Origin of the sequence: Paenibacillus sp. PastF-3, from assembly GCF_029893135.1 — a bacterium.
GTDB lineage: Bacteria > Bacillota > Bacilli > Paenibacillales > Paenibacillaceae > Paenibacillus_AQ > Paenibacillus_AQ nitricinens.
Genome location: NZ_JARXWM010000024.1, coordinates 14,705 through 36,499 on the forward strand (window position 1 = coordinate 14,705; position 21,795 = coordinate 36,499).

At 36.1% G+C, this 21,795-nt stretch carries 16 protein-coding genes; 9 read left to right on the forward strand and 7 right to left on the reverse strand.

The window, feature by feature from the left end; all coding sequences use genetic code 11:
- Positions 1–10: 10 nt before the first annotated feature.
- The 3 genes from M2444_RS29970 to M2444_RS29980 form a co-directional block, all read right to left on the reverse strand.
- Positions 11–856, reverse strand: coding sequence for a S1 RNA-binding domain-containing protein (locus tag M2444_RS29970; protein ID WP_280788820.1), 846 nt, complete (start codon positions 854–856; stop codon positions 11–13).
- A complete protein-coding gene (locus M2444_RS29975) occupies positions 853–1,338 on the reverse strand; it encodes a hypothetical protein (protein WP_280788821.1) in 486 nt (161 codons plus the stop codon). Before M2444_RS29975 ends, M2444_RS29970 begins: the two co-directional genes overlap by 4 nt.
- Positions 1,339–1,435: 97 nt before the next feature.
- Positions 1,436–2,056 (reverse strand): hypothetical protein, encoded by a 621-nt coding sequence (locus M2444_RS29980; RefSeq protein WP_280788822.1) that lies wholly within the window; start codon positions 2,054–2,056, stop codon positions 1,436–1,438.
- Between the two features lie 424 nt (positions 2,057–2,480).
- On the opposite strand from M2444_RS29980, the gene M2444_RS29985 reads away from it, so the two are divergent.
- Positions 2,481–3,125, forward strand: a complete 645-nt coding sequence (locus M2444_RS29985) for a helix-turn-helix domain-containing protein (protein WP_280788823.1) — start codon at positions 2,481–2,483, stop codon at positions 3,123–3,125.
- Between the two features lie 119 nt (positions 3,126–3,244).
- The gene (locus M2444_RS29990) at positions 3,245–3,580 is read left to right on the forward strand and encodes a hypothetical protein (RefSeq protein WP_256715909.1); all 336 of its coding nucleotides are present in this window, start codon (positions 3,245–3,247) and stop codon (positions 3,578–3,580) included.
- A 130-nt stretch (positions 3,581–3,710) separates the two neighbouring features.
- Here M2444_RS29990 and M2444_RS29995 read toward each other — a convergent pair whose 3' ends face one another.
- The 4 genes from M2444_RS29995 to M2444_RS30010 form a co-directional block, all read right to left on the reverse strand.
- Entirely contained in the window at positions 3,711–6,137 is a 2,427-nt protein-coding gene (locus M2444_RS29995; RefSeq protein ID WP_280788824.1) for a type IV secretory system conjugative DNA transfer family protein, read from the reverse strand.
- A 112-nt stretch (positions 6,138–6,249) separates the two neighbouring features.
- Positions 6,250–7,260: a hypothetical protein gene (locus tag M2444_RS30000; RefSeq protein ID WP_280788825.1), complete on the reverse strand. Its 1,011-nt coding sequence runs from the start codon at positions 7,258–7,260 to the stop codon at positions 6,250–6,252.
- Between the two features lie 1,402 nt (positions 7,261–8,662).
- Positions 8,663–9,127 (reverse strand): hypothetical protein, encoded by a 465-nt coding sequence (locus tag M2444_RS30005; protein ID WP_280788826.1) that lies wholly within the window; start codon positions 9,125–9,127, stop codon positions 8,663–8,665.
- A gap of 55 nt (positions 9,128–9,182) precedes the next feature.
- Positions 9,183–10,496: a ParM/StbA family protein gene (locus M2444_RS30010; RefSeq protein WP_280788827.1), complete on the reverse strand. Its 1,314-nt coding sequence runs from the start codon at positions 10,494–10,496 to the stop codon at positions 9,183–9,185.
- A 786-nt stretch (positions 10,497–11,282) separates the two neighbouring features.
- Here M2444_RS30010 and M2444_RS30015 point away from each other — a divergent pair.
- From M2444_RS30015 to M2444_RS30045, 7 genes are all read left to right on the forward strand, one after another.
- A complete protein-coding gene (locus M2444_RS30015) occupies positions 11,283–12,260 on the forward strand; it encodes a replication-relaxation family protein (protein ID WP_280788828.1) in 978 nt (325 codons plus the stop codon).
- Between the two features lie 213 nt (positions 12,261–12,473).
- Positions 12,474–12,857, forward strand: a complete 384-nt coding sequence (locus tag M2444_RS30020; RefSeq protein ID WP_280788829.1) for a hypothetical protein — start codon at positions 12,474–12,476, stop codon at positions 12,855–12,857.
- A 15-nt stretch (positions 12,858–12,872) separates the two neighbouring features.
- On the forward strand, positions 12,873–14,024 hold the full coding sequence (locus tag M2444_RS30025; RefSeq protein ID WP_280788830.1) for a conjugal transfer protein: 1,152 nt from the start codon (positions 12,873–12,875) through the stop codon (positions 14,022–14,024).
- Between the two features lie 29 nt (positions 14,025–14,053).
- Positions 14,054–14,365 (forward strand): hypothetical protein, encoded by a 312-nt coding sequence (locus M2444_RS30030; RefSeq protein ID WP_076179055.1) that lies wholly within the window; start codon positions 14,054–14,056, stop codon positions 14,363–14,365.
- Positions 14,366–14,371: 6 nt separating this feature from the next.
- On the forward strand, positions 14,372–14,773 hold the full coding sequence (locus tag M2444_RS30035) for a TcpE family conjugal transfer membrane protein (protein ID WP_076179056.1): 402 nt from the start codon (positions 14,372–14,374) through the stop codon (positions 14,771–14,773).
- Positions 14,774–14,804: 31 nt separating this feature from the next.
- Positions 14,805–17,441: an ATP-binding protein gene (locus tag M2444_RS30040; protein ID WP_280788831.1), complete on the forward strand. Its 2,637-nt coding sequence runs from the start codon at positions 14,805–14,807 to the stop codon at positions 17,439–17,441.
- 3 nt (positions 17,442–17,444) lie between these two features.
- Entirely contained in the window at positions 17,445–21,794 is a 4,350-nt protein-coding gene (locus M2444_RS30045) for a CD3337/EF1877 family mobilome membrane protein (protein ID WP_280788832.1), read from the forward strand.
- Position 21,795 lies beyond the last annotated feature (1 nt).

Here is a 21,795-nt window from a genome sequence, read left to right on the forward strand (position 1 = left end):
TAATCTCCTCCTAATATAAGTGATGTGGGAATTTAATTATTTTACTTCGAATTCTTTTTCCGCTGGCTTGAACATTTTTAATCATGACTGAAACGGTCATCCCCACCAAATCCCCATGACTCGGGACGCGGTTCGGAAACCAAGCCAGACTTTCAATACCAGGTGCTAATTTCACAAAAATACCTATATTCTCTACAACACTAGTTATCACACCGGTGTGGAAATCGTTAACTCTAAAATTTTCATGAACATGAGTCCAAGGATCTTCCATCAGTTCTTTTCGTGATACAATAACACGTTTTTTTTCATGGTCGATCTCTTTTATTTTTACAGTAATCTCACTACCTAGTGGAATTACGTTACGTGCAGAAGGCGTCCAGTCGTATTCATAGTCTCTGATCGGGAGTACACATGAAACCCCTTTGATCATTACATAAAACCGTTCTTCCTCAAAACCGGATACCACTGCAGGACATACATGATTTACTTCAACGTTTTCCCAAAAATCCTCTTGCAGTTCTTCAAGTGCTTGTATTCGTGAAAGTAAGATTATCCCTTTTTCTTCATCAAATACATTTACAATCTTAGGATCCAGTCCTTGTTTCGTAACATCTAAAACCATGTAGTCAATTTTATGATCCAAAAAACCAACAAGAGATCGAAATTTATGTTTATCAAACTGATTCTCGTGAATCATACCCTTAAGACCATTCTTCAGTTCAATGATTGCACATTGCATAGGTTCACCAAATGGACTATGCGTTTCAATACTTTTCACAACTCCTTGATGAATCATCTTTCGACGAAGCGAGGTTTTATATTCAAGCATATTGTTTCCTAAGATGGACATATTCATATGATCAATTCTCCTTTATTTTTTAGATATAGAACATATTGATTCAGTTTTTCGAGTTTATAACCAATTAATTCTAGATTTTTGAAGCTCTTAGAAATCACTTTTAAAGTCTTCCTTTTAAAGCAGCTTTCAATTTTGGATTTTTCAATTTCTGTATTCCAAAATAATATGTAATAACCATTCTGACTAATTTGTAATGAGCTATCTTCAACTTCAACAAGGATTTCAACTTTTCTTTTCTTATCGAGATCATCTTTCTGTATTTCCATATCTTCAAGCAGCTTACTTACCGTTTTGTTTGAATTCGACCAATTCTTTAAGAGTTTAGGCTTTGTTTCCTTCATATGATTGATAATTACAAATAGCGGTACTGTTTCGTAAATATATAAGCATTGGTTATAAAAAGATTCTATATTTTCTACGCTGCACGACGGATGAGTTAAGACAAAATCTAATTCTTTAATAAAATTGTCATGATGCAAACTAATGCTCCCTTCTACTTCCGAATCATATCTATATATAATACTATCTAATTAATATATTAGTATATTACTATATATATTAAAAAAATAGAAGCCACTATTTTATACGATATAAGTGGCTTCTATTTTTATTGTTTGTATTTAGTATGGGAGTTAACCCACAATCTTTATGCATTATCTGAAACAATCTTTTCCCATACCGATCTGATGTTAGATGAAATGTATACAGATGGTTCTCATACTCAATACTATAGTCCTCGTTTATTGCTCCCTCTTTTTCAATTTCTTCAACTGAAAAAGCCAAAATTTCCCTTGAAAACACTATTGATGCTTGAATTTCTAATTCAGGGTGATCATAAATGTTTGTTAGTCCTTTTGTTATATATTTTGCTGGCTCTTCATTAAGTGGATTATTAATCGTAATAATTTTCACAAAGTCATTCTTTGGTGCAAGGACTAAAGCTGCTAAATTATCCTTCACATATTCTAAGTTGAATAATTCCCCGTTATGACTCCAGGTAGCGTTAATATCGAATTCAACTCTAAAAATTCTGTCAATTATCGATAAAAATAATTCTTCATAATTTTCAATATATTCATTAAGTACTATGTCTGGATACCCATAATTAAAAAGCCCATATGTCTGAACTTTGATAAACCTACCATCTAAATCAGTTGTTAATATAGGCTTAATTGATGGATCGTAAAATTGATACATTCTATCACCTCTCTAAATTTGAGAAATGGGCTTACAATAAATAAGTAATCAATTAGTATTTTATACTAATTAAATTATTATCTTATCTTAATTAGATTGTAATACTTTTCTATATTTATTCAAGTTTTATTGACATGTTTTTGATTTTTAAAGAAGTATTCTCATATTCTTCTTAATCAATATCTTCATAACCATAACAAAAAAACCCTTTTGTACTAATTGATATTAATTTTACCTTATAATGATACAACTCGTATCTTTAAAAAAAAATTACAAACGTGTAAAATTACTTTTGTGTTTGGATTTGTATTACATTTTTTTGTTACTAATAACGTCTTCATTAAGTTCTCATTCAATACTTAAAAACTTGAGCACTAAACATTGTAAATCAGAAGATTATGACATAAGGAGAATTATATTGTATATGGATGAAACTATTGGGGGATATCTAGAAAAGTTAAGACATTCATGCGGATACAGCTTAAGGCTTGCTGCAAAAAAAACTTCTTTAAGTCATGGCTATATTCGAGATGTAGAACTTGGAAGAAAGAATTTCACTAATTTCGAAATCATCCCTAAACCTGATACATTAAAAAAGTTCGCGGTAGGATATAGGGCATCATTTAGTGAATTGATGCGGATAGCTGGCCACATAGTCACAAAACCAACAAATGAATTTGAATTTATAGAACTTGATTTTAATAAAGTTCTTTATATTCGGATTGACATCAATGATACTGTTACATATCACTCATCCACACAAACCTTTTTTGAATTTAAATCTTTATTTGAATTTTCCTTGTTCGAACACTCATTAGAAAAAAATGGATATTTACGTATTAAAAGTGGTTGGTATGTTAATCTTAAAATGGTAAAGAGATATGATGAGTTCACTGGAGAACTGTCATTTTGTGAGGATTTTGAAAATAATAACATCAGAATCCCTAAAATTCTCGCAATCTCAGTTCAAAAAGAAATCTCAAAAGCCATTAAGCAAAACAACCTCCATAATTTTAACAATTCATACAAACCCTTTATTCGAACTATTCGAAATTTAATAATTCATTAAGTACACCTATCACCTTCAAATTTCTTGTTCTTCAATTAAATTCTAGAGATATATTTGTGTTTTGTGTGTTAATATATATATATACTGATTAATCATATAATATAGGTGGTGATACTCTCGTGTATAATACGGAACATAATACGACTATCGACTTCGAACTTGACTCTCCACTTGAAGACTATTTGAGTCGTATGATTGCACAAATACCAAATGCTTCAAGATTAGTAATGCAAACGCTGGCCAACAAAAGCTTTAATAAAGAGGATTTATCACTCCAAGCAAAAGTTAGACGTGGTGATTTGAATACTGCTCTTAACTGGATCGAATCGCTTGGTCTCGTAGGATACTCAACTAGTGGCCGACAAAAACTTTACCAATTAACACCTCTTGGTGTAAAAGCATATAATAAGTTCAATGACTTGTTTACAACATTAAAAGAGGAAACTAGAGATTAGCAAAACGGAGTAATACTCCGCTTTGCTTTTTTTATTATAGTAAATACTAATTAAATCTTAAGAACCAATCGATCCAATCTTCAGTTAACATATGGATATTAAGAAATATCCTCTAACGTATTTCTGGTTATTATTCATTTTTTTTATTCCTAGCCTCTTCAGATAACATTCTGATTTTCTGTGCTACTAACAGAGTTTTGTCATCAATACCAGCAGGTTTATATGTCACATTTATTTTAGTAGTACTTTCAACTACCGTTTCTTCACTTATTGATTCGGCGACATCTTCTTCACTATCCCATAAAGGATTTCTAATTACGTTCTTTTCCATCGTTTCAGAACCATCAATATTTAAGTTATCATTTATTTTTACACTTTCTCTTTCATTCCTTCTCTTTTCACTTGCCTTCTTCTTAAGTTTTTCTAAAATAATTAGTTGTTCATTTTCTACATTTGACGTTTCAATATCATTCAAATCCTCAATTTCATCGTTTGTTATATGTTCTTCATCTCCCAATTTATTATTATCCTCGATCTTTTCAGAAACTAAAGGGCTAAATAATACCCTGGGAAGTGGTTTGAATAATCCTTTAACCGGTTCTAACCGTACATTGTTATGTACCTGACGGAAGAGACACTCGCCTGATTCACCTGTTTCTGGATTATATCCTTTTAGTTGTAATATTTCAGACGGTAGTACTTTAAAACGCTTTTCCTCCTTTATTTGTGTTTTAAACCCTGTTGTAGACATTTCATCAGTCCCACTACTTTGTCCTATCTCATAAAATTCACCAATCATACTAGCGTAGTAATCCGCGTCTTCATTCTCTAATCCTGCTAGAAGATATTTCTGCACTGCATTTTGTTTTACCATTGCACCTAGTCTTTTGCTTACATCATTTAACTGTTCATTCCCTTGATGAATTACTCGAACAAAAACTTCGAATTCTCTTGCCATTTCTAAGAATGTTGAGAATTCTTCGTCGGCAAACATTTCAATCTCATCGATCGTTATTTGATGTGGTCGAATTTCACCCTTAATATCACGTCTGAAGGTACTTGCTCTTACGAGATTTATAAACAATCGCCCAACCGTATATGTCAAAGTTTGTAAGGTTCCATAAGCTCCATTAACCAAAATTATCTCACCGTTTTTTATTGCATCGTCAATATTAAAAGTAGACGGTCCACAAAGAATTTTTTGTATATGCCTGTTACTAGTTAACATCGTAAGATAATCATAAAGATTTGAGTTGGTTTTTTCTGTGTATTCTCTAGTCTTTTCATTAGCAGCCATATTACGAGTGTATTCTCTTAATAAACCTACTTGTTTCTCAAAACCCTTTTCAATAATTACAGATAAGACCTCTGCTCTATAATCATCGTTCATAGGTTGTACTAAACGATCTAATTCATTGTATCCACAATTATTACCATAAGCTAACTTAAGCGCTTTTATACAAACCCTCATTAGATTAGTTGATCTATTTTTGAAAAATATTTCTGCATCTGGTCCGAGATAACCATGAAAAGCTGATACATTTGCTTCTATCATTGGTTCGATATCTTCTCCTTCTGGAACAAAGAGTGGATTCAGACAATCTGTAGTCTCGCATTGTGGGTCTAACCTACGAAATGGTCTTCCAACACGTGTTAAAAAGTGTGCCAGACGATTGATAAGAGATCCTTTTGGTTCAATAATCGTACTACCAATATAATCATTCAACAAATCTTGTACGATTAGATTTGTTGCTAATACCGTTTTACCAGCACCAGTTCCCCCTAATATTTGCTCATGTTGTGCTCGATCATTCCTATTAAGGGACATCAGCTGACTCTGTCGCTCTTTCGTAGGAATTGTATGAAATAAATCCAAACGACATTCTTCAGAATAATATCTAAAGTGAGATAGACAACCTTCCTTATTAAGATCAATTCCGTCAAATTCATATAATTCTTCTTCTGTAATACCGTCTCTCCTTTTCACCATGTTCAACACTGATTTATTATTGTTATTTTTGAAGGAGCTTAATTCAGATTGTTCAACCGCAGCAGTTAATTTATGAAAAGTTGTAGATTTCACGTTCAAATGCAATGTGTAGTATAAAGTAAAAATGATTACAGCAACAAAAATTGCCACAGCTATTATAAGACCCATTGTATAGGGGAGAAATCTCATTAATATTTGTCCTAAAGCCAAGCTGCTTAAACCATTAAGGAATGTTTGAATGATTGGTTTAGAGTAATTATTCTTAAATAAAATTGGACACGAGTAAATGATATGTCCCAAGAAACAAGGGATTAAAAGTGGGATTGCTCTGTAAAATATGGGATCCGATAGTCCATAAAATTGATCTTGGTACTTACCAATTAACCAAAAGAAGTTGATCATCAAGAATCCAAGTAATAAAAACGCCTGGATGTTCCATAAAGTATTTTTGTTCGCAGGATCCATACTGAATCTTCTTATCTCAATGTAAACATTTTTGAATATAAACCCAAACATATGACCAAACGCTGATAATATCCCTCCGAGGATCATTCCAAAAAACTTCAATATATATTCCCCCTTTATTAGTATATATAATACATAAATATAATATTAATTTATATAATAAAAAAAACAGCACCAATCCAATTTCAAGTAAAGAAGTTGGATTGGTGCTGTTTTAGTTAGAGAAGAACCGGCTCAGCAAGCCTTTTTTTGCTTTTTCTTTTGAAAGTGTAGACAACCACAATCTAATGTCAAAACTCATGTCTGGATTTTGTTCTGATAGTCTTGATAATTGATCCTTTATAGCATCTCTTTCGTTATCACTATTCGATACTGAATATTTTTCGATTAAATCAGCAATAGTCCCTTTAACTTTTTGCACATATAATTCTCGTTCATCTTGCTTAAATCTCGTAATTTTTTCATCTGCAGCGGTTTTATACATATTTATTGAGTACGATTGCTTCGGATATAATTCCAAAAGAGAGTCAAACTCTTTAAAAAGCTCTTCTTTAATTGGTAGAGATTCGTTCCCATATGCAATTTTATCAAATAGTTTGATTATCTTTTCATGCACTTCATCATCACTCGATGATTCTTTTAATAATTTGTCAGTAGTAACTTGAACTCTTTTATCTATCTCTTTGAAAAATTCATCTGACTCAATCATATCTAGAAACTTCTCAAACCTCATCATTTTCTGCATCATTTGAAACATTTGATCACTACTCGCTGTATCTTCAGACTTATTAGTCGTAGTTGTTGGTTTCCCCCCACTATAGATAATTTCTTTTAATTGTGGGACCGTATATTCAGAACCTTCACCTGTAAGACCGATAATCATTTTCATCTTAAACACGGATATATAATTATGCTTAAAGGTTTTACTACTACCTTCTCCCATAGGGATGGGATTGATATAATCTAACAGTTCTCGTCGTCTGTTATTAATCATATAAGTTTGAGTTTCACAAATAGCTGCTACTTGATTGGATACATAGAGCGCATCCTTATCCATACTTAAGATATTATCTGTAAATAATTTATCTAACCATGATCTTCTTTTATAAATTTCATAGAGGACTGATACATTATCAAATGTTTCAATTAATAGCTCTCTCATTTCTTCTTTGTTGGCTTCTTCTACTTCTTCCTTTGTCCGGATATCACTATATTCGTACTCCATTCACACAACACTCCTTCCCCAAGATTCTCATAACTTCATTTTACAATATCCATTAATAAATAAATAGTAAAATCCAATAGATTTCAACGCGAATCAGCATGTTTCAATTTATTCTTATTCAGTCTAATTCGTATTAATTTGCATTGATCCAAATCAACGATTTTCTAAATTACTCTGAATCATTACTTTAATTCAGCTTTTTATTACGAAAAAATGCTTCAAGTCATATCAATCCATTTTAATTCATTTCAATTCACTTTAAGACATTTTAATAGGAATTGTTATTTCACTGAATTACTCTGAATTACAAGAAGAATTCAGAGTAATTCAGCGTAATTGGGTTACCACCTTAAAAAACAACCAACTCAAATATACGATAAACACTTGATTACACTTTATCATAATTCAGTAACAACAATATAATAATCAAATTAGTATACTATTGTAATAAAAAATGCACATTCTATTTTAACAGGAGACTATTTGTTTGGATTTATTCAGTTAAGAATAGTACTCAGTTTTCTGAACTTTTTCCACAAAATACGCTTGTTGTTAAGTTTTCTAATGTAAATTAAGTGTTAGTCTGAAAAACAAAGAATTTCACTAAGAATGAAGCATTATATGGTAGGAGAACAAAAAGGAGAGGACTGTTGTAACTTAGTAGCCGTTACGAAAGGATAGTTGAAATGTTTTAGAGTAGTGGGAAGGCTAGACAGACGAAATAATAGAAAAGAAAGAAACAAAGTACTCCATATCAAAGAGGAGATAGGGAGACGTATCGAACATCGACAGGTGAACCAGATAATAAAGAAATCAAAAACTGTTGATGGAATAGGAGATATCATAACGACGAAATTTTATAAGATCAGCCAGGAGCAGAATAAGGAGCGATCTTTTGTCAACTGAGAAGTTCGAAAAGTTACGTGAGTAGTAAATACCGAGAATCCATAAGGTCATTAGCAGATAGTCAAGCTCCGGCAGCTACATTCGAAGGCTGACTACGATGTCCCACTTCCATGGACCTCCGCTAACAGAGAGAGTAAGTTAACACCGGAGCGGTAATCTATAACTTTATTTTCTCTCAATAACAGAAGTTTTTCTAAGTCAGAAACAAATTTAGATCAAACTGCAGATTAATCCGTTAAAGTTCAATTGATCACTTGCTTAAAAATCTGCTTTCAATAGATAAACTTGCATGTCTGATGTGCTTAGTCAAAAAATGATATTGATTTCTCTATAAAATACTTATTAGGAAAACGGCAGATGTATGATCAGTTACGATGGAACAACCCTTTTTACTACAGGCCAAGTATACGCATCTTAAGAATTAATCCCAGGTTTCTATTTTCAGAAAAGTAAAAGCCCTTCATCAATATGATGAAGGGCTTTTTTTTCAAAAAGACTAACTCTGATATGAGCTTATTACATCGTTGCTGAAAGTTTTTCCTGCAGGACGATTTTCTATCTCAGCATTAGCAGAGTGTGTGATTGCAGGTTCAGCAGATTCAATCAAATTGGCATCCTTTGAAAAAGAATCATTAACTTTATTCTTATTCATTTCACTATCTTTAGTGAAATTATTATTGTTATTTTCATTCTCAATGGAAGGTACTTCAATAGGTTTTAAACCGGATTGATTCGTATTGTTTTCCATCAACTGCCTTTTAATTGATTCAATATCTCTTGAACGAGGAACGAACTGCTGGAGATTTCTGATTCCATTTTCGGCTATATCTTTCTGAATAAGATACCGCATCGAATCTCCATATACTGATTGCGCATTAATCCATTGAAGAACCAATTCTTCTTCGTCTTCTCTGAGCTTAAATGCAGCAGCTTTTCCTCTTTGTGCATCTGTTTTCCTCATCTCTGGTTCACCCCCTCAAGAAGTAATCAATGTTATAAGTAGGGAGGACCCCAAACTATTCGTTTGTAGCCGCAACTTCCTTGTTAGAATTCTTTGTGTTTGTTTTAATGCCTTTAACTGTATTCATATTTGCTTCTTTTAAAGCTGCATAAATAGGGCTCTTTACGAAAAAGTCTAAACCTTCAGCATTTAATGTAATTGCATATTCTTTCGGTACATATAGTAGCTGAATTCTCAATCTATCAGCGAGTTCCTTAAGTTTAGGATAAAGTTTATCCTTCATTAATATGCTACCGCCACCATAAACGACAATAATATCGATATCATTTGTTCCAATTATTAAAGTTTGATCACTTACGTGCTTCATGATCTGCGCAACTTGATTATCTATATGTGGCCCGAATGCTTGAAGGGCTTCATTTAAGAACTTATGTTTTCTTGATGTGAATTGAGATTTCAATATCTCACTATATTGCTGTCTTGATACAGAATTAAATGCATGGGGTGCTAAAGCTAATAAATCGTTAGTTGCAGGATCGATTGCATGTCCTACTCCATGATTCACACCACTCCCAAAATCTTTATCTACAGAATCACCTCTAGTAAATGGTGTATCAGTAGTACCATCACCACAATCAAGATGGAGGATGTTTTTCCCATCAAAGTAACTGCCATCTATATTTTCAATGCTATATGTATTTCCGAATTCTAAAAAAATAGGGGTTGTCTCATTATTATTACCTTCATATCCAGCTGTGCGCCAAGCTCCACTCGAATTCATCTGAAGTGAAAACACCGCAGGTGATCCCTCTTGTAATACATGAACATAGATAAAATTAATCTTTACAAGAACTTTTTTTGTAAGGCCTAAGTGAACTGTAATATTGTGCGTACCATTTAAAAAATTACTCTGAAGAGTTTGAATATTCGCTGGTGTGTGTTGTTTAACGGGAAGGGCTGTTGCCATGTCAACATCCACACTAATCTCATTAGGTAGCTCACCTTGTTCATTTGCTTTTTCTACAGCACGAGCAGCAATAACACCTAACGTATTAACGTAAGGCACGGTTTGATTTGCTTTGGAATTATTTCCTTTTACGTAGAGATTAGTTACATTTTCTCCATTTGTTTTTAAAGCATGTTTCCCAATTAGGTAAAGGCCAGTAGGAACACCCGCAGTAGCAACAATAGAAACAGCTAGATTATCATAGATATTCTTCAAATTTTTTACAACATCAGTATCGTCATCTACCCAAGGGATTTGTCCTGCTATAGAAAAAACGTTTGGCTGCTGTACTAGCTTTCCGTCTACATAAATATCTTGTTCGCTATTACCTAGATCATTACCCACATTGAACTGAAATTTCATATAATTATTCCTCCCATAATTTTCATAGTCTCTAAAGAAAATTATAGTAGTAAGTTCACCTTTAGTCAAATTAAATAACGATGTTGTCATACCATTGTATACATATTGGAAGAATCTTATCATAATAAGATACTAATCTTATATTAATTACATAATAATAAATGAACGATATTCCCACCATAAAATGATTTAATTTGGTTAAATTCAGTTAAATATTAATGAATCCGCTTAACAATACGAATATCATAATAATTATTTAATAATCTGATTAGTAAGTTATATTCAATTTCGAATCTTTTTCAGTACTTTGCATTAAACCCCTATTAGTGGATATAGATAACTAAAATGAGAAACTACTATGAAATCTAGTTATTAATAATCCAAGACTTGGGCTAGTAATTTCGAGTAATTCATACTGATTTGTCTTAATAGATCTCAATACGTAGTAGTCGATTTCAATTATTTTTGTGTTAACTTGATAGGCTCTAACAGACACCAATTCTAATTTTTAAAAAAAATTGAATAAGTGTCGTATGTAATGCTTTATGTATGATTTTTCAAATACCACATGTAATGACTTTAGGTGTTTTTAAAATTCGTTTTTGTAAAGCTTTATGTTGTGTTGTATGTTAATTAATATGTTGGCTAGTTAAATTAAGGGAATTTCCAAATATTCCTTTTCATATAGGGGTTTAACTCCATTTCGAAAACGCGACTAATACGGGTTAAGCAGCCTTATGAATTTCAACCCCAACCCACTCATGGATAAATAAAGGAGAGATGATTTTGGTAGCTAATAATGATTCCTCAGGAACAAAAGATGAACAGAAAAATAAAAGAACTCCGAAGGGGGATCTATCAATAGGAGAGGTAATCGATCTAATAACAATACGTGAATGGAATCTCTTAACTGATCTTTACTTTTGCAGATGTATGCCCCAATCAACAGCAGTAAATATATATTTTCTGGACACAACTCAATTTCATTATCCTGAATACACTATAGCTACAAATGAAGTAAGGAATGAGTTGGATATAAAAAATCAAAAAAGAGCACTCATAGCTACTAGAAGAACAATCAAACGGTTGAAAGATAGAGGATTAATAGAATCTTCAAATTTCAACCCTGATTCTTCTAATCTACCTGTGCATCAAAGAAAGAACGAAATTCTCGGAGAATCCTGGTATTATCTTAGTTCCCGTGGTTTAAAAGTTGTTGAACTGAAAAGAGGGATATTAGAAGAGAATAGACTTTCTAAGCATGAATTAGATATGGAGAGAGCGAAAAAGCAACACTTCTGGGAATTAGCAAAGGTCTATCTAGACCTCCGATATAAATGGATGAATGAAGAAAGTGATTTAAAACAGTTTCATGACTGGGACTGGTACCCATCATTGGCCGTTCAAGATGATGATGAGACAATTACAGTTCGTCCAGATGCAGTGTTGAGAATAGGGGAGCAATTATTCTATGTAGAGTTAGACAGATCTACTGAGCCAGTTCAACGATCTCCTTTTTTTTCAGATCAAGTTTCAATTGAAAACAAGCTTGCAAGATATAATAACGTACTGAAAATCTCCAGCAATAAGATAATAAGAGAAGGGATCATTGCATTTGTTGTTCCTGATGCCATCTATAACACCCGGCTCAATAACATTGAGAAAGCTGCAAAAAAAGTATTTGGAGAAAAGCAACGAGTTTTAACAGGTAGAGATATTGGTGACATAATTTCTTCTTACGAAAAATTAATTCCAACTGAGTAGGGAATAATATTTAAAACAAGCATTTTATAATTTAATTGATTATTTTTAAATCATTTGAAAATGAGTAAACATAAAAAGACGAGAATTGTCCACAGTTGACAAACTCGTCTTTTTTATATTTACCATGTACAACACAATATACTATTATGTTAGTATATATATTAGATATCATATTAGTTAATTAATATATATACTAGAATCGGAGGTGAATGAATGACAAAAAACAAAAAAGTTGCTATTACCTGTGTGAGTGTACTTTTCATTCTGATAGCTGCAGTACTACTAATTCGTAGTCCTAGCAAATTGGATAATTCTGCTTCTGATCCACCCGCTATTTCTACAAAAACTAAGCCGTTACCAACTCCAACTGTTACTGAGCATCCAACGACCCCAAGTGATTCTCATGAAAAAGTAGCCGAGATCATTGATTATTCCTCAAACGCAATCGTAAATGAAATTCCAGGGTTGTGGGCGAGAATTCAAGATAGTTGGCGCTGGTTGATGGTCTTAGATACAAAACATGCTTTAATCCTTGTGTTTGTAGTGATATTTATTATTTCTTTATGTTTTGGTAAAAAAAACAAAAAATCCTCTTAGGCAGGTGATCTCGTTTTGGGATTGTTCTCAAAAAACAAAAAAAAAGCAGAGTCTGATGAGGCTGAGATTCATGAAGCCTCAAAAGAAGAGAAAAAAAAGAAATTGAAATCAGACAAGTCAATTAAACCACGTGCACCAAAAACCATGGCACCTAAGAGGGCTTTACGAATTCTCTTTTGGACTTTTTGTTTTTTTATACTGATTAGGGGAGTGGTATCTTTCGCACGAGGACCACAAATCATAGAAAAAGTGACCAACGTTGAAAGCAATTCACCCACAATCTCTGATTCAGTAAAAGGCTTCGCAACAGATTTTGCCACAGAGTATTTTACCTGGAATACCACTAATGCAAATGACCGCATCGATCGTATCAGCAAATTCATAATTAACATCGATCAAGATGCCGGCTTAAAGTTTTTTGAAGTTAAAGGCGAGTCACGAGTACTCTCAGCAGAGATCTATGATTCCAAAATGATCGATCCTACACATTTTGATATTACTACTTTGGTTAGAAGAGAAGTAGAAATAAGCAACACTAAAGCTCCTTTGGAAATAGGGACGGATTCAAATATCCCTAATAGTGCAGTTGCACCGACTAATTCAACAAATGGAAAGACCATTATCAAAAAAACATACATGGTCGTTCCAGTTACTCTGACGGATGATGGTCCTCTAATTGAAACGTACCCACGTTTTATTGGCAATCAGCAAAAGGGAGCCTCAATCGATGGTGACGACAGTAATATTGTTTCTGATAAGACCTTGCTTTCTAGAGGGAAGGAACTATCAGAAAGCTTTCTTAAAACTTATTTAGAGGGAAATGTTAGCCAGCTTAAGTACTATTACTCAGATAATGCTTCATCACCAGATACCTTAATTCCATCTGACTTCACCTTAGATACCGTTGAATCTATAGCAATGTATAAGGTTACAGAACAAGATGGCATGCCTGATTACTATCGTATTAAGGCTTCTGTCATTGTTAAAAACGATCTAAGCGAATTATTTGTTAATACATGGACATTAAACGCCACTGATACAAATGGAAAATTTTACGTGTTGTCAGTAGGAACCCATCAATTGAATGAAGATCAGACACCAAATAATTTACCGATATCATCTGCAAGTCCCGCTCCTGAAACAAGTTCGACTTTAACACAAAATTAATAAATTAGCGCTGAGAGGGGTTTTTATTAATGCTTCAAAAGAATAAAGCGAGTCATAGAATAGCTTTCCGAGTTTCTCTTCTATTGGTAGTATCCATGTTTGCTGCTATGCCAGCCTTTGCTGCTACTGATCCAGGTGTAAACATAGGGAACTGGCTAACAAAAAATGTTGGTGCTGTTATCCCTGGCATTTTGTTGTGTGTAGGAGCTTATTTTATGTTCGTTAGAGATTGGATGAAAATGCTTAGCTTTTTTGCTATGACCCTTGTACTTGCGATGATCATGAACTGGGAATCCATGAAGACTTTGGGTGGGAAATTCTTCACTATGTTCTTTGGGTAATGCAGCATGAATGAAAAACAAGATCCACCACGGATCACCGTATCTAACTACACAAAGATTTGGAATTTGGATTGGGTTATCTATGCGTTAGAAGGAAAAAAGTTACCCGTTCCCGCAAATCTACGTGTTGTTCTTACCTTTTGTGCTATTGAAGTGGTTTGGATTATCCTCGGTAAAATACTATTCTTCATACCAGGAGCGTACATCTATGTTTTTCTCCCATTGTTATCCACTTGGATAATCACAAAACAAAAACTAGATGGGAAAGCGCCCCATAAATGGCTATATAGTATGATCCTCTTCTCAATACGTCCTAAGCATCTACATAGGTACCGTAAGATAGAGCACAACAAAAAATACGTGTACCGAAGCAAAGTTGTGTTTCGAACTAAACGAGAGCGTGGATAGTCACGCTCTCTTTTTCAAAGGAGGCTAAAATTTGTCATCACTCTTAACACCAGCGAAGAAGAAACCTAGTAAAGTCAGCATTGAATTTCCAATCGCATATTTTGAAGAAAACTTGATTTTCAACCGCAATAAAGAGGTATGGGCAATTTATGAAATCAGTTCATTTATTTACGACCATCTAAGTGACCAGCAGAAAATTGATAGATTAATTAGCCAAACCTCTTTTTTATCCTTATTAACACATCAATTTCATATCCTATGGTTGCCAAAAACACATGATATCCATCGACATCATGAACTACTAAAAGAAAAAAGACTTTCTGGCCCCTTGAAAAAACGTGCGACTCAAATAGTAAGTGAAATGGATGAGTATCTACAAGGGAACTACAATACTGAGAATGGGGCCAATAATGCAGACTATCGTCCGTATATCGCCGTGTATCTCCCTAAAAGTGAAGATAAAGATTTATTAGAACAAGTGGGTAGTATCGCAGTAGAACTCAAAAAACTCATACGCCATCCCATGCGGACCATTGAGAATATTTCAGGAATGAATGAACCTGAAATTTTCGAGCATGAGTTTCAGAGTTATCTCGTAAAAGAACGACAAATTTTTGATCGTCTATCCCGCCGTCTTAAAATCACACGAGGTACACCAATGACAACGGAGTGGCTCATAAAACGAAACTTTTGGTGGGGAATTGCGGACCCTAGTTTGCGGTCAACAGAAGAGCAGCATTGGTCTCCGAAAAAAACCAAGGGTATACGCAGTGGCTTAAATACCTTCTTCTATGATTCAAGACAGGTTATCACACTCACAGAAGGGGAAATGGATTGTTCTCACCCACGACGCATTAAAATACAGCAACTTTGTGACGGAAAAGATCAGTATATCTATCATGCATATATGGTCCTTTCTGATCTACCGGAAAGTGCAGAGATGCCAGGTAGTGAGTGGCTCTACAGTGCAGCCACATTACCGTTCCCAGTAGAAATGAGTATCAAGGTTGAGGTCATGGAGTCGGTTGAGGCAATTAAAAAGCTCAGTAAGAAGAAAATGGATATCGATAATCAAGTCAAAAATATCCACGAAGCAGGCGCTAATATACCGATCGATTTGCAAGAAAAGCAAGAGCGGGCGCTATATTTAGAGGATGAGTACAAGAAGCGTAAAAACCCTACATTTATCACACATGTTACCTATGGCCTTTATCATACAGACTTAAACATCCTGAAGAGCAATTGTAAAATCCTTCAGGACCATTACCGAGATTTTGGTAACGTACAAGTAGAACTACCTGCAGGTGATCAATGGCTTTTGTTTAATGACTTTATTCCCGGTTCACCGCGCTATGTTTCGGACTATATACAGCGTATACCACCTGAAAAACTAGCTTCAGGAATGATAGGTGCTACCCAAGTACTGGGTGATGGTAAGGGACTATATATCGGAACTACCGGTACACTAGATCACCCTGTATTTTTCGACCCCGCACTTGCGAGTCAAGAAAACCGCAGTCCAAGTATGACAGTAACTGGAACACTGGGCGGGGGTAAATCCGTCCTAGCTAACCTTCTTGCATATCAGAATGCAGCCATACTGGGAGGAAAGACTTTAATATTTGACCCGAAAGGGGAACGTTCCAATTGGCCAGAGGATTTACCTGAACTGGCTGGACAGATTCAGGTCGCCACTCTATCCTCTTCGAAAGAAGATATGGGAAAACTTGATCCTTTTGTCATGTTTTTTGACGATATTGAAACAGCAAAAGAAGCGGCTGTTGAGATTTTAGCGTATCTCTCTTCCACGAAAACAAATGAACGTGGTTACAGTTATATTTCACAAGCAGTAAACAAAGTTGCAAATGAACCTGAGCCTTATCTCGCGAAATGTATTACGGTTTTATTTGAAATGGGAAAAACACGTGAAGACGCCTTAATCTTGGGTGAAATACTAGAAAGTTTTCACTCCCTCTCCTTTGCAAAACTCTTGTTTGGTACAGGTGGAGAACGAACAATCAAAATGGACTATGCCATTAATATATTACAAGTTCAAAATCTGAAGATGCCTTCTCCAGAAAAACTGCCTGAAAACTACTCACTGGAAGAGAAGATGAGCGTAGCTTTAATGTTTGCTATAGCCCGCTTCGCTACTAAATTCATCTATCATGATCGATCCATCTTTAAATTCGTACTCATGGATGAAGCATGGGCACTACTCTCTACACAAGCGGGTAAGGCGCTAGCAGATATGGTTGTTCGTACGGGACGAAGCTTAAAAGGCGGAGCCATCATAGTCACACAAAACGCAACTGACGTTGCCGGGGATCTAGCAGGGAATATTGGCGTTAAGTTCGCCTTCCGTGACCAGGATACGAAGAAGATAAAGAATACCTTATCCTACTTTGGACTGGAAGATACACAAGAGAATATCGATATGATCAAGAATCTAGCGAATGGTCAGTGTTTAATGCAGGATCTCTATGGTCGTATTGGGCTTGTACAAATCGATGTTGTCTTCCAGCATCTCTTTGATTGCTTCGATACACGTCCACCTGTAGTTGCTGCTGAACCAAGAACTGATACTGAGGAGTCTGATTTCACAGTGTTGGAACAGTTCCAGCAGTATATGGATGAAGCAGCATCTTCAGAGGAAGAGGAGGACTAGTCAATGAAAATAAAGGCTTCGACGCTCGATTTCAAAAAAAGTAAGCGGCTGTCGATCATCCTTGGTCTAGTTCTAGTATTTTTTATCGTAGCCTCTATCCCTGCTAGCATAATTTACGCAAATTCCCTTGATACGATGGTACCAAGCGATACTAACAAAGATGCACTGTATAACAGATATGGCGTTTCTCATTATTCGTTTCAAACGGTCTCTGAAGACCATCACTTTTGGCAAGTAAGTGCCGCCGCGAAGGATAGTCTAGTCAATGCCTTTGACCAAATGTTGTCCATGTGTTTTCTAGTATCCGTACAATTGACCCGCTTCTTTAACTTTCTAGCCCGTGAAGCATTTACATTCTCTTTCATGGACTCTCTGATAGACAGTGTATCTGACATTATCCGAAATATTACGGGTGTAAATGGAGCCGTCATTACCTCTGGAGGACTATTCGATGGCTTAGGCGGTATTGCTGTTATGATTACCGTTTCCTACATCCTCTGGTTAATGGTGCGTACCCGCTTCCTGGACGGATTACAACAATCCTTATCCTTCTTTATCGCACTGGTTATTTGTATAGCATTCTTTTCACAGTCCGGTGCATTCTTAAAAACGGCCAACCAAATGGTCAGTTCTGTTGGAACTACGATGTACAAGGGCTTAGCAAAAGCCACTGGATTGAATACAAACGCTGAGAACAGAGTTACTGTGATCTCCGAGCAAGTTTGGAATGAACTCGTCATTCGTCCTTATTCGATGTTACAGTTCGATAACACTGAAATTTCAACAAAAGATCCCGTCCTATTTGATAAGGTGCTGACTTCAAAACCATTCTCGGGAGAAAGAGATATGGCTTTAGCTGAAGCAGCCGATAAGTATCCCGGCGTGGGGGCTGCTCGATCAGCGGAGCAAATGATTATTATCCTTGTATATTTTATCTTTTCTCTCTTTATATTAGGTTTCTTCTGTTTCTGGGCAGTGATGACCATATTTATGCGTCTGAAGTTAATTGTTCACGCAGCTGTTATGTCCGTCACTTTGTTAGCTTCATTACTTCCTGGTAGAGAAGCCGGTATTGCCGTCATTCGTTCTCAATTTATTAAACTGATCGGCTATGCAGTAACGACCGCCATGACTATGTTTTTCTTAGATCTATCTCTCGTTATGGGTCACGTAACCTATGATGTGGTCGCGGTTAAGGGGGGAAAGGGCTGGTTCACTGGCCTCCTACTAGAATCCGTGATAATCTTTGTTATTTTTAAATACCGAGAAGAGATTAATAGTGTGTTCTCTAAAGCTACAGGTGTTATCCCACAAATACCTAAAGCAAAGTCAACGGTTGTTGATGCCTTTCAGCGTAACGTAACCAGAACTCTTTATAACACTGCCGCTAACAAAGTCAGTGGAATCTTTAACAGCAAGGAGCGGGAAGGTGTACCTAGTACCTTTAATCCAAGCTCACTTTCAAAAGCTTCCACAGTCCTTAATGACGCTACAAGCTCTAGTATGATGCTCCGTTATCAGCGGGAGAAGCAAGCAGCAGAGAGTATTGCCACCGAGTCAGGGGAAGAAGTTCAATACACCCCTTATGTACAACGAGTGAATGAGAACCTACGTAACGGCACAAAGAATCCATTCCGTGGCATGGACAAAGAATGGAAGGAAGAAAAGAACCGCCTCAAAGAAATTAAAGACGATGGTGGAGATATGAAACAGGCTGTCTTAACACAAGGCGTTCAAGAAAGTATGAACGACCAAGAAGTAGCCGCTACCGTATACGGAAACGAGAATGCGATCCGCCAGGCTGCTTCCCATATGGTTAATCGTCCGAAAGAAGCCGTTAATCAAATGGCTCGAGTGAAGTCCCTTAATAAGAACCATAAGCTACAGACTTCAGTGAACGACTTCTGTATGATCCAACTTTTTGAGCGTTATAAAGTGGAGTACAAGCGAGCAATCGATACTTCACAAGTAACAGGCAATCCAGTCGAACACACTGACTTCGTTAAAAACATGGACTCACGGTTTAAAGTTGCTGGGCTGAATACCACTCAAAAGGTAAATGAGACCATGATGCACCGGAATAGCAGGACTTCTATCGCTCCGGTATTTGATGAAATGCCTGAATTTAACGAGTATAAAATGAAACTCCTTCAGGCAAACGAAGCTTTACGTAAAATTGCTCCTCCTGCAGCAGGCATTTATATTCCTGAACCGGTTGTTCATTTTGCCGCACCCGTGAGCACAGATTTCCTTGTTTCGCAGATGCCGAAGCTTCCGACTGGCAATATAACGAGTCAGATGAACGATCGTAAAGTCGCTCTTGGCCAAAAGATTGATCCAATCACAAACAAAAATACGAAAGTAGTGGCTTTACCAGAGAGTTACCTATCTAAACAGAAACATCAAAAAAATGCGGTTGACCGTCAAACCAAAGTTACTCCATTGTATAAGTCCGCTCCTATCAGTACCGAATCATTCCGTTCTAGCGTTCCTCAAATCCCAGGAAGTGCTATCGCATCGCAAATGAAGGAGCGTAAAGGACAGCTACACCAAAATATTAAACAATCGCTCGATAGTAATGTGACTCATATTAAAGCTAAACAGGATAAGGTCATTATTCCTCCGCCTTCTTATATCGTAGGTCCGGTAAGTCAGGCTTCTGTTCTCACAAAATTACCGAAGCTTCCAGACAGTTCCGTGAGTAGTAACCTTGCTAAGAAGCAAGAAGTACGTCGCACAATTGTAGACCAGACGTTGATTGGTGGTTTGGATCAAAAGGAACAGTCTAAACCGATTACCCTTAAGCGGAGACAAGTTACTCAGCAAATGGAGATTAAACGGTTATTTACTGGAAGAATCCAAGCGGATTCAAAACTATCAGAAGATACCTACTCTATCATGCCTTCTCGATTACGAGCAAAGTATCGGGTTAACGTTAGCTCTTCCGTGGAAGGTAACGTAGGGAAGACTCCTGCAGCGCTTGCGAACATGACTACGACTACTTCAGCCCAGCTTAGCCAGCTTCATAAGGTGCGGGTACAAAGAAAGTTTGGGACGCAAGTGGAAGTGGGACGAATGAACGTCAGACCTGCGGATCTTGTAGCCAATCTACAGCAAGCAAAATCTGCTGTATTGCCGCTTCAAGCAATAAGCAGTGTAGCTAGCCAGTCTGTACAACAAACACTCCTCAACAAAGTGAACATCAAGCGCAGATCTGGTACTCAGATAGATATGCAACAAGTTAACATCAAAAATCCAGAGTTGAAGGCGAAGATGGAGCAGGGAGCGGAAGCATTAGCACCATTCCGATCCACAAGAAAGACATCCCTGCAGTCCGTTCAACAGAATATGCTGCATAAGGTTAACCTTAACCGTAATTCAGGCACTAAGGTGGAAGTTGGACGCGTAAATGTTCAACAATCCGATCTGAAAGCTAGAATGCAACAAGCTAGAACGACTATATTGCCGCTCCAATCCACGAATGATGTGGCCCAGCAGTCCGTTCAACAGCGCTCACTGAATAAAGTGAACATCAAGCGCTATAAAGGCACACAAGTACATGCAGAAACTGTGAATGTTCGACAATCGGGAACTGGAATGGAACCTAGTAAGCGTACTTCCATACCAATCCAATCGACAAACAATGTATCTCAGCAGTCCGTTCAACAACGTTCACTGAATAAAGTGAACATTAAGCGCAGTAAAGATGTTCAAGTGGATATGAAACAAGTCAAAATCAAAAATCCAGACCTGAAGGCAACGCTGGAACAGGCGAAATCGACTATATTACCGCTCCAGTCTACAAGTAATGTATCTGAGCAATCCCTTCGTCAGCGTAGGATGCACAAGGTGAGGATTGATCAACGTAGTGGTGTTCATGTCGAAATCAAGAAACAAGAACAACATGCGAACACTAAGGTTTCAGAGTCCGTTACGTTACCTAAAGTTAACTCTTCTACTCGAACAGTTGAGCAAGAGGTCGTTCAGAATGTGAGAGTAAACCGGAAAGTAACGCCAAAACTTGATATTAAGACTGTTAACATCAAAAATTCTACTCTAAAAACAAAAATGGAAGAGGCTAAAACCGCATTAAATCGTTCCGGACCTGTAGAAGATCTGAAGATCCAGATCAATACCGAACAAGTTCAAAAAGTGGCTATGGAGGTTAAACAAAAAATATCTCCAAATATTTCAAGTGGATTAGAGGACGAGCTCAGACATTTAAAAACAATGCAACGTGCTCGTAAAACCGCTCCAGTTACCCAAGCGGCCGAAAGTCTCAGTCAATCCGTTCAACAAAAAGCTAGAATCGCTAGACAAACACCACAACAAAAACCCGGAAAACCTAGTTGAT

Coding starts and splice junctions, on each gene's coding strand:
- M2444_RS29970 (WP_280788820.1), bottom strand. CDS start 856: ATGAATATGTCCATCTTAGGAAACAATATGCTTGAATATAAAACCTCG.
- M2444_RS29980 (WP_280788822.1), bottom strand. CDS start 2,056: ATGTATCAATTTTACGATCCATCAATTAAGCCTATATTAACAACTGAT.
- M2444_RS29985 (WP_280788823.1), top strand. CDS start 2,481: ATGGATGAAACTATTGGGGGATATCTAGAAAAGTTAAGACATTCATGC.
- M2444_RS30000 (WP_280788825.1), bottom strand. CDS start 7,260: ATGGAGTACGAATATAGTGATATCCGGACAAAGGAAGAAGTAGAAGAA.
- M2444_RS30005 (WP_280788826.1), bottom strand. CDS start 9,127: ATGAGGAAAACAGATGCACAAAGAGGAAAAGCTGCTGCATTTAAGCTC.
- M2444_RS30010 (WP_280788827.1), bottom strand. CDS start 10,496: ATGAAATTTCAGTTCAATGTGGGTAATGATCTAGGTAATAGCGAACAA.
- M2444_RS30020 (WP_280788829.1), top strand. CDS start 12,474: ATGACAAAAAACAAAAAAGTTGCTATTACCTGTGTGAGTGTACTTTTC.
- M2444_RS30030 (WP_076179055.1), top strand. CDS start 14,054: ATGCTTCAAAAGAATAAAGCGAGTCATAGAATAGCTTTCCGAGTTTCT.
- M2444_RS30035 (WP_076179056.1), top strand. CDS start 14,372: ATGAATGAAAAACAAGATCCACCACGGATCACCGTATCTAACTACACA.
- M2444_RS30045 (WP_280788832.1), top strand. CDS start 17,445: ATGAAAATAAAGGCTTCGACGCTCGATTTCAAAAAAAGTAAGCGGCTG.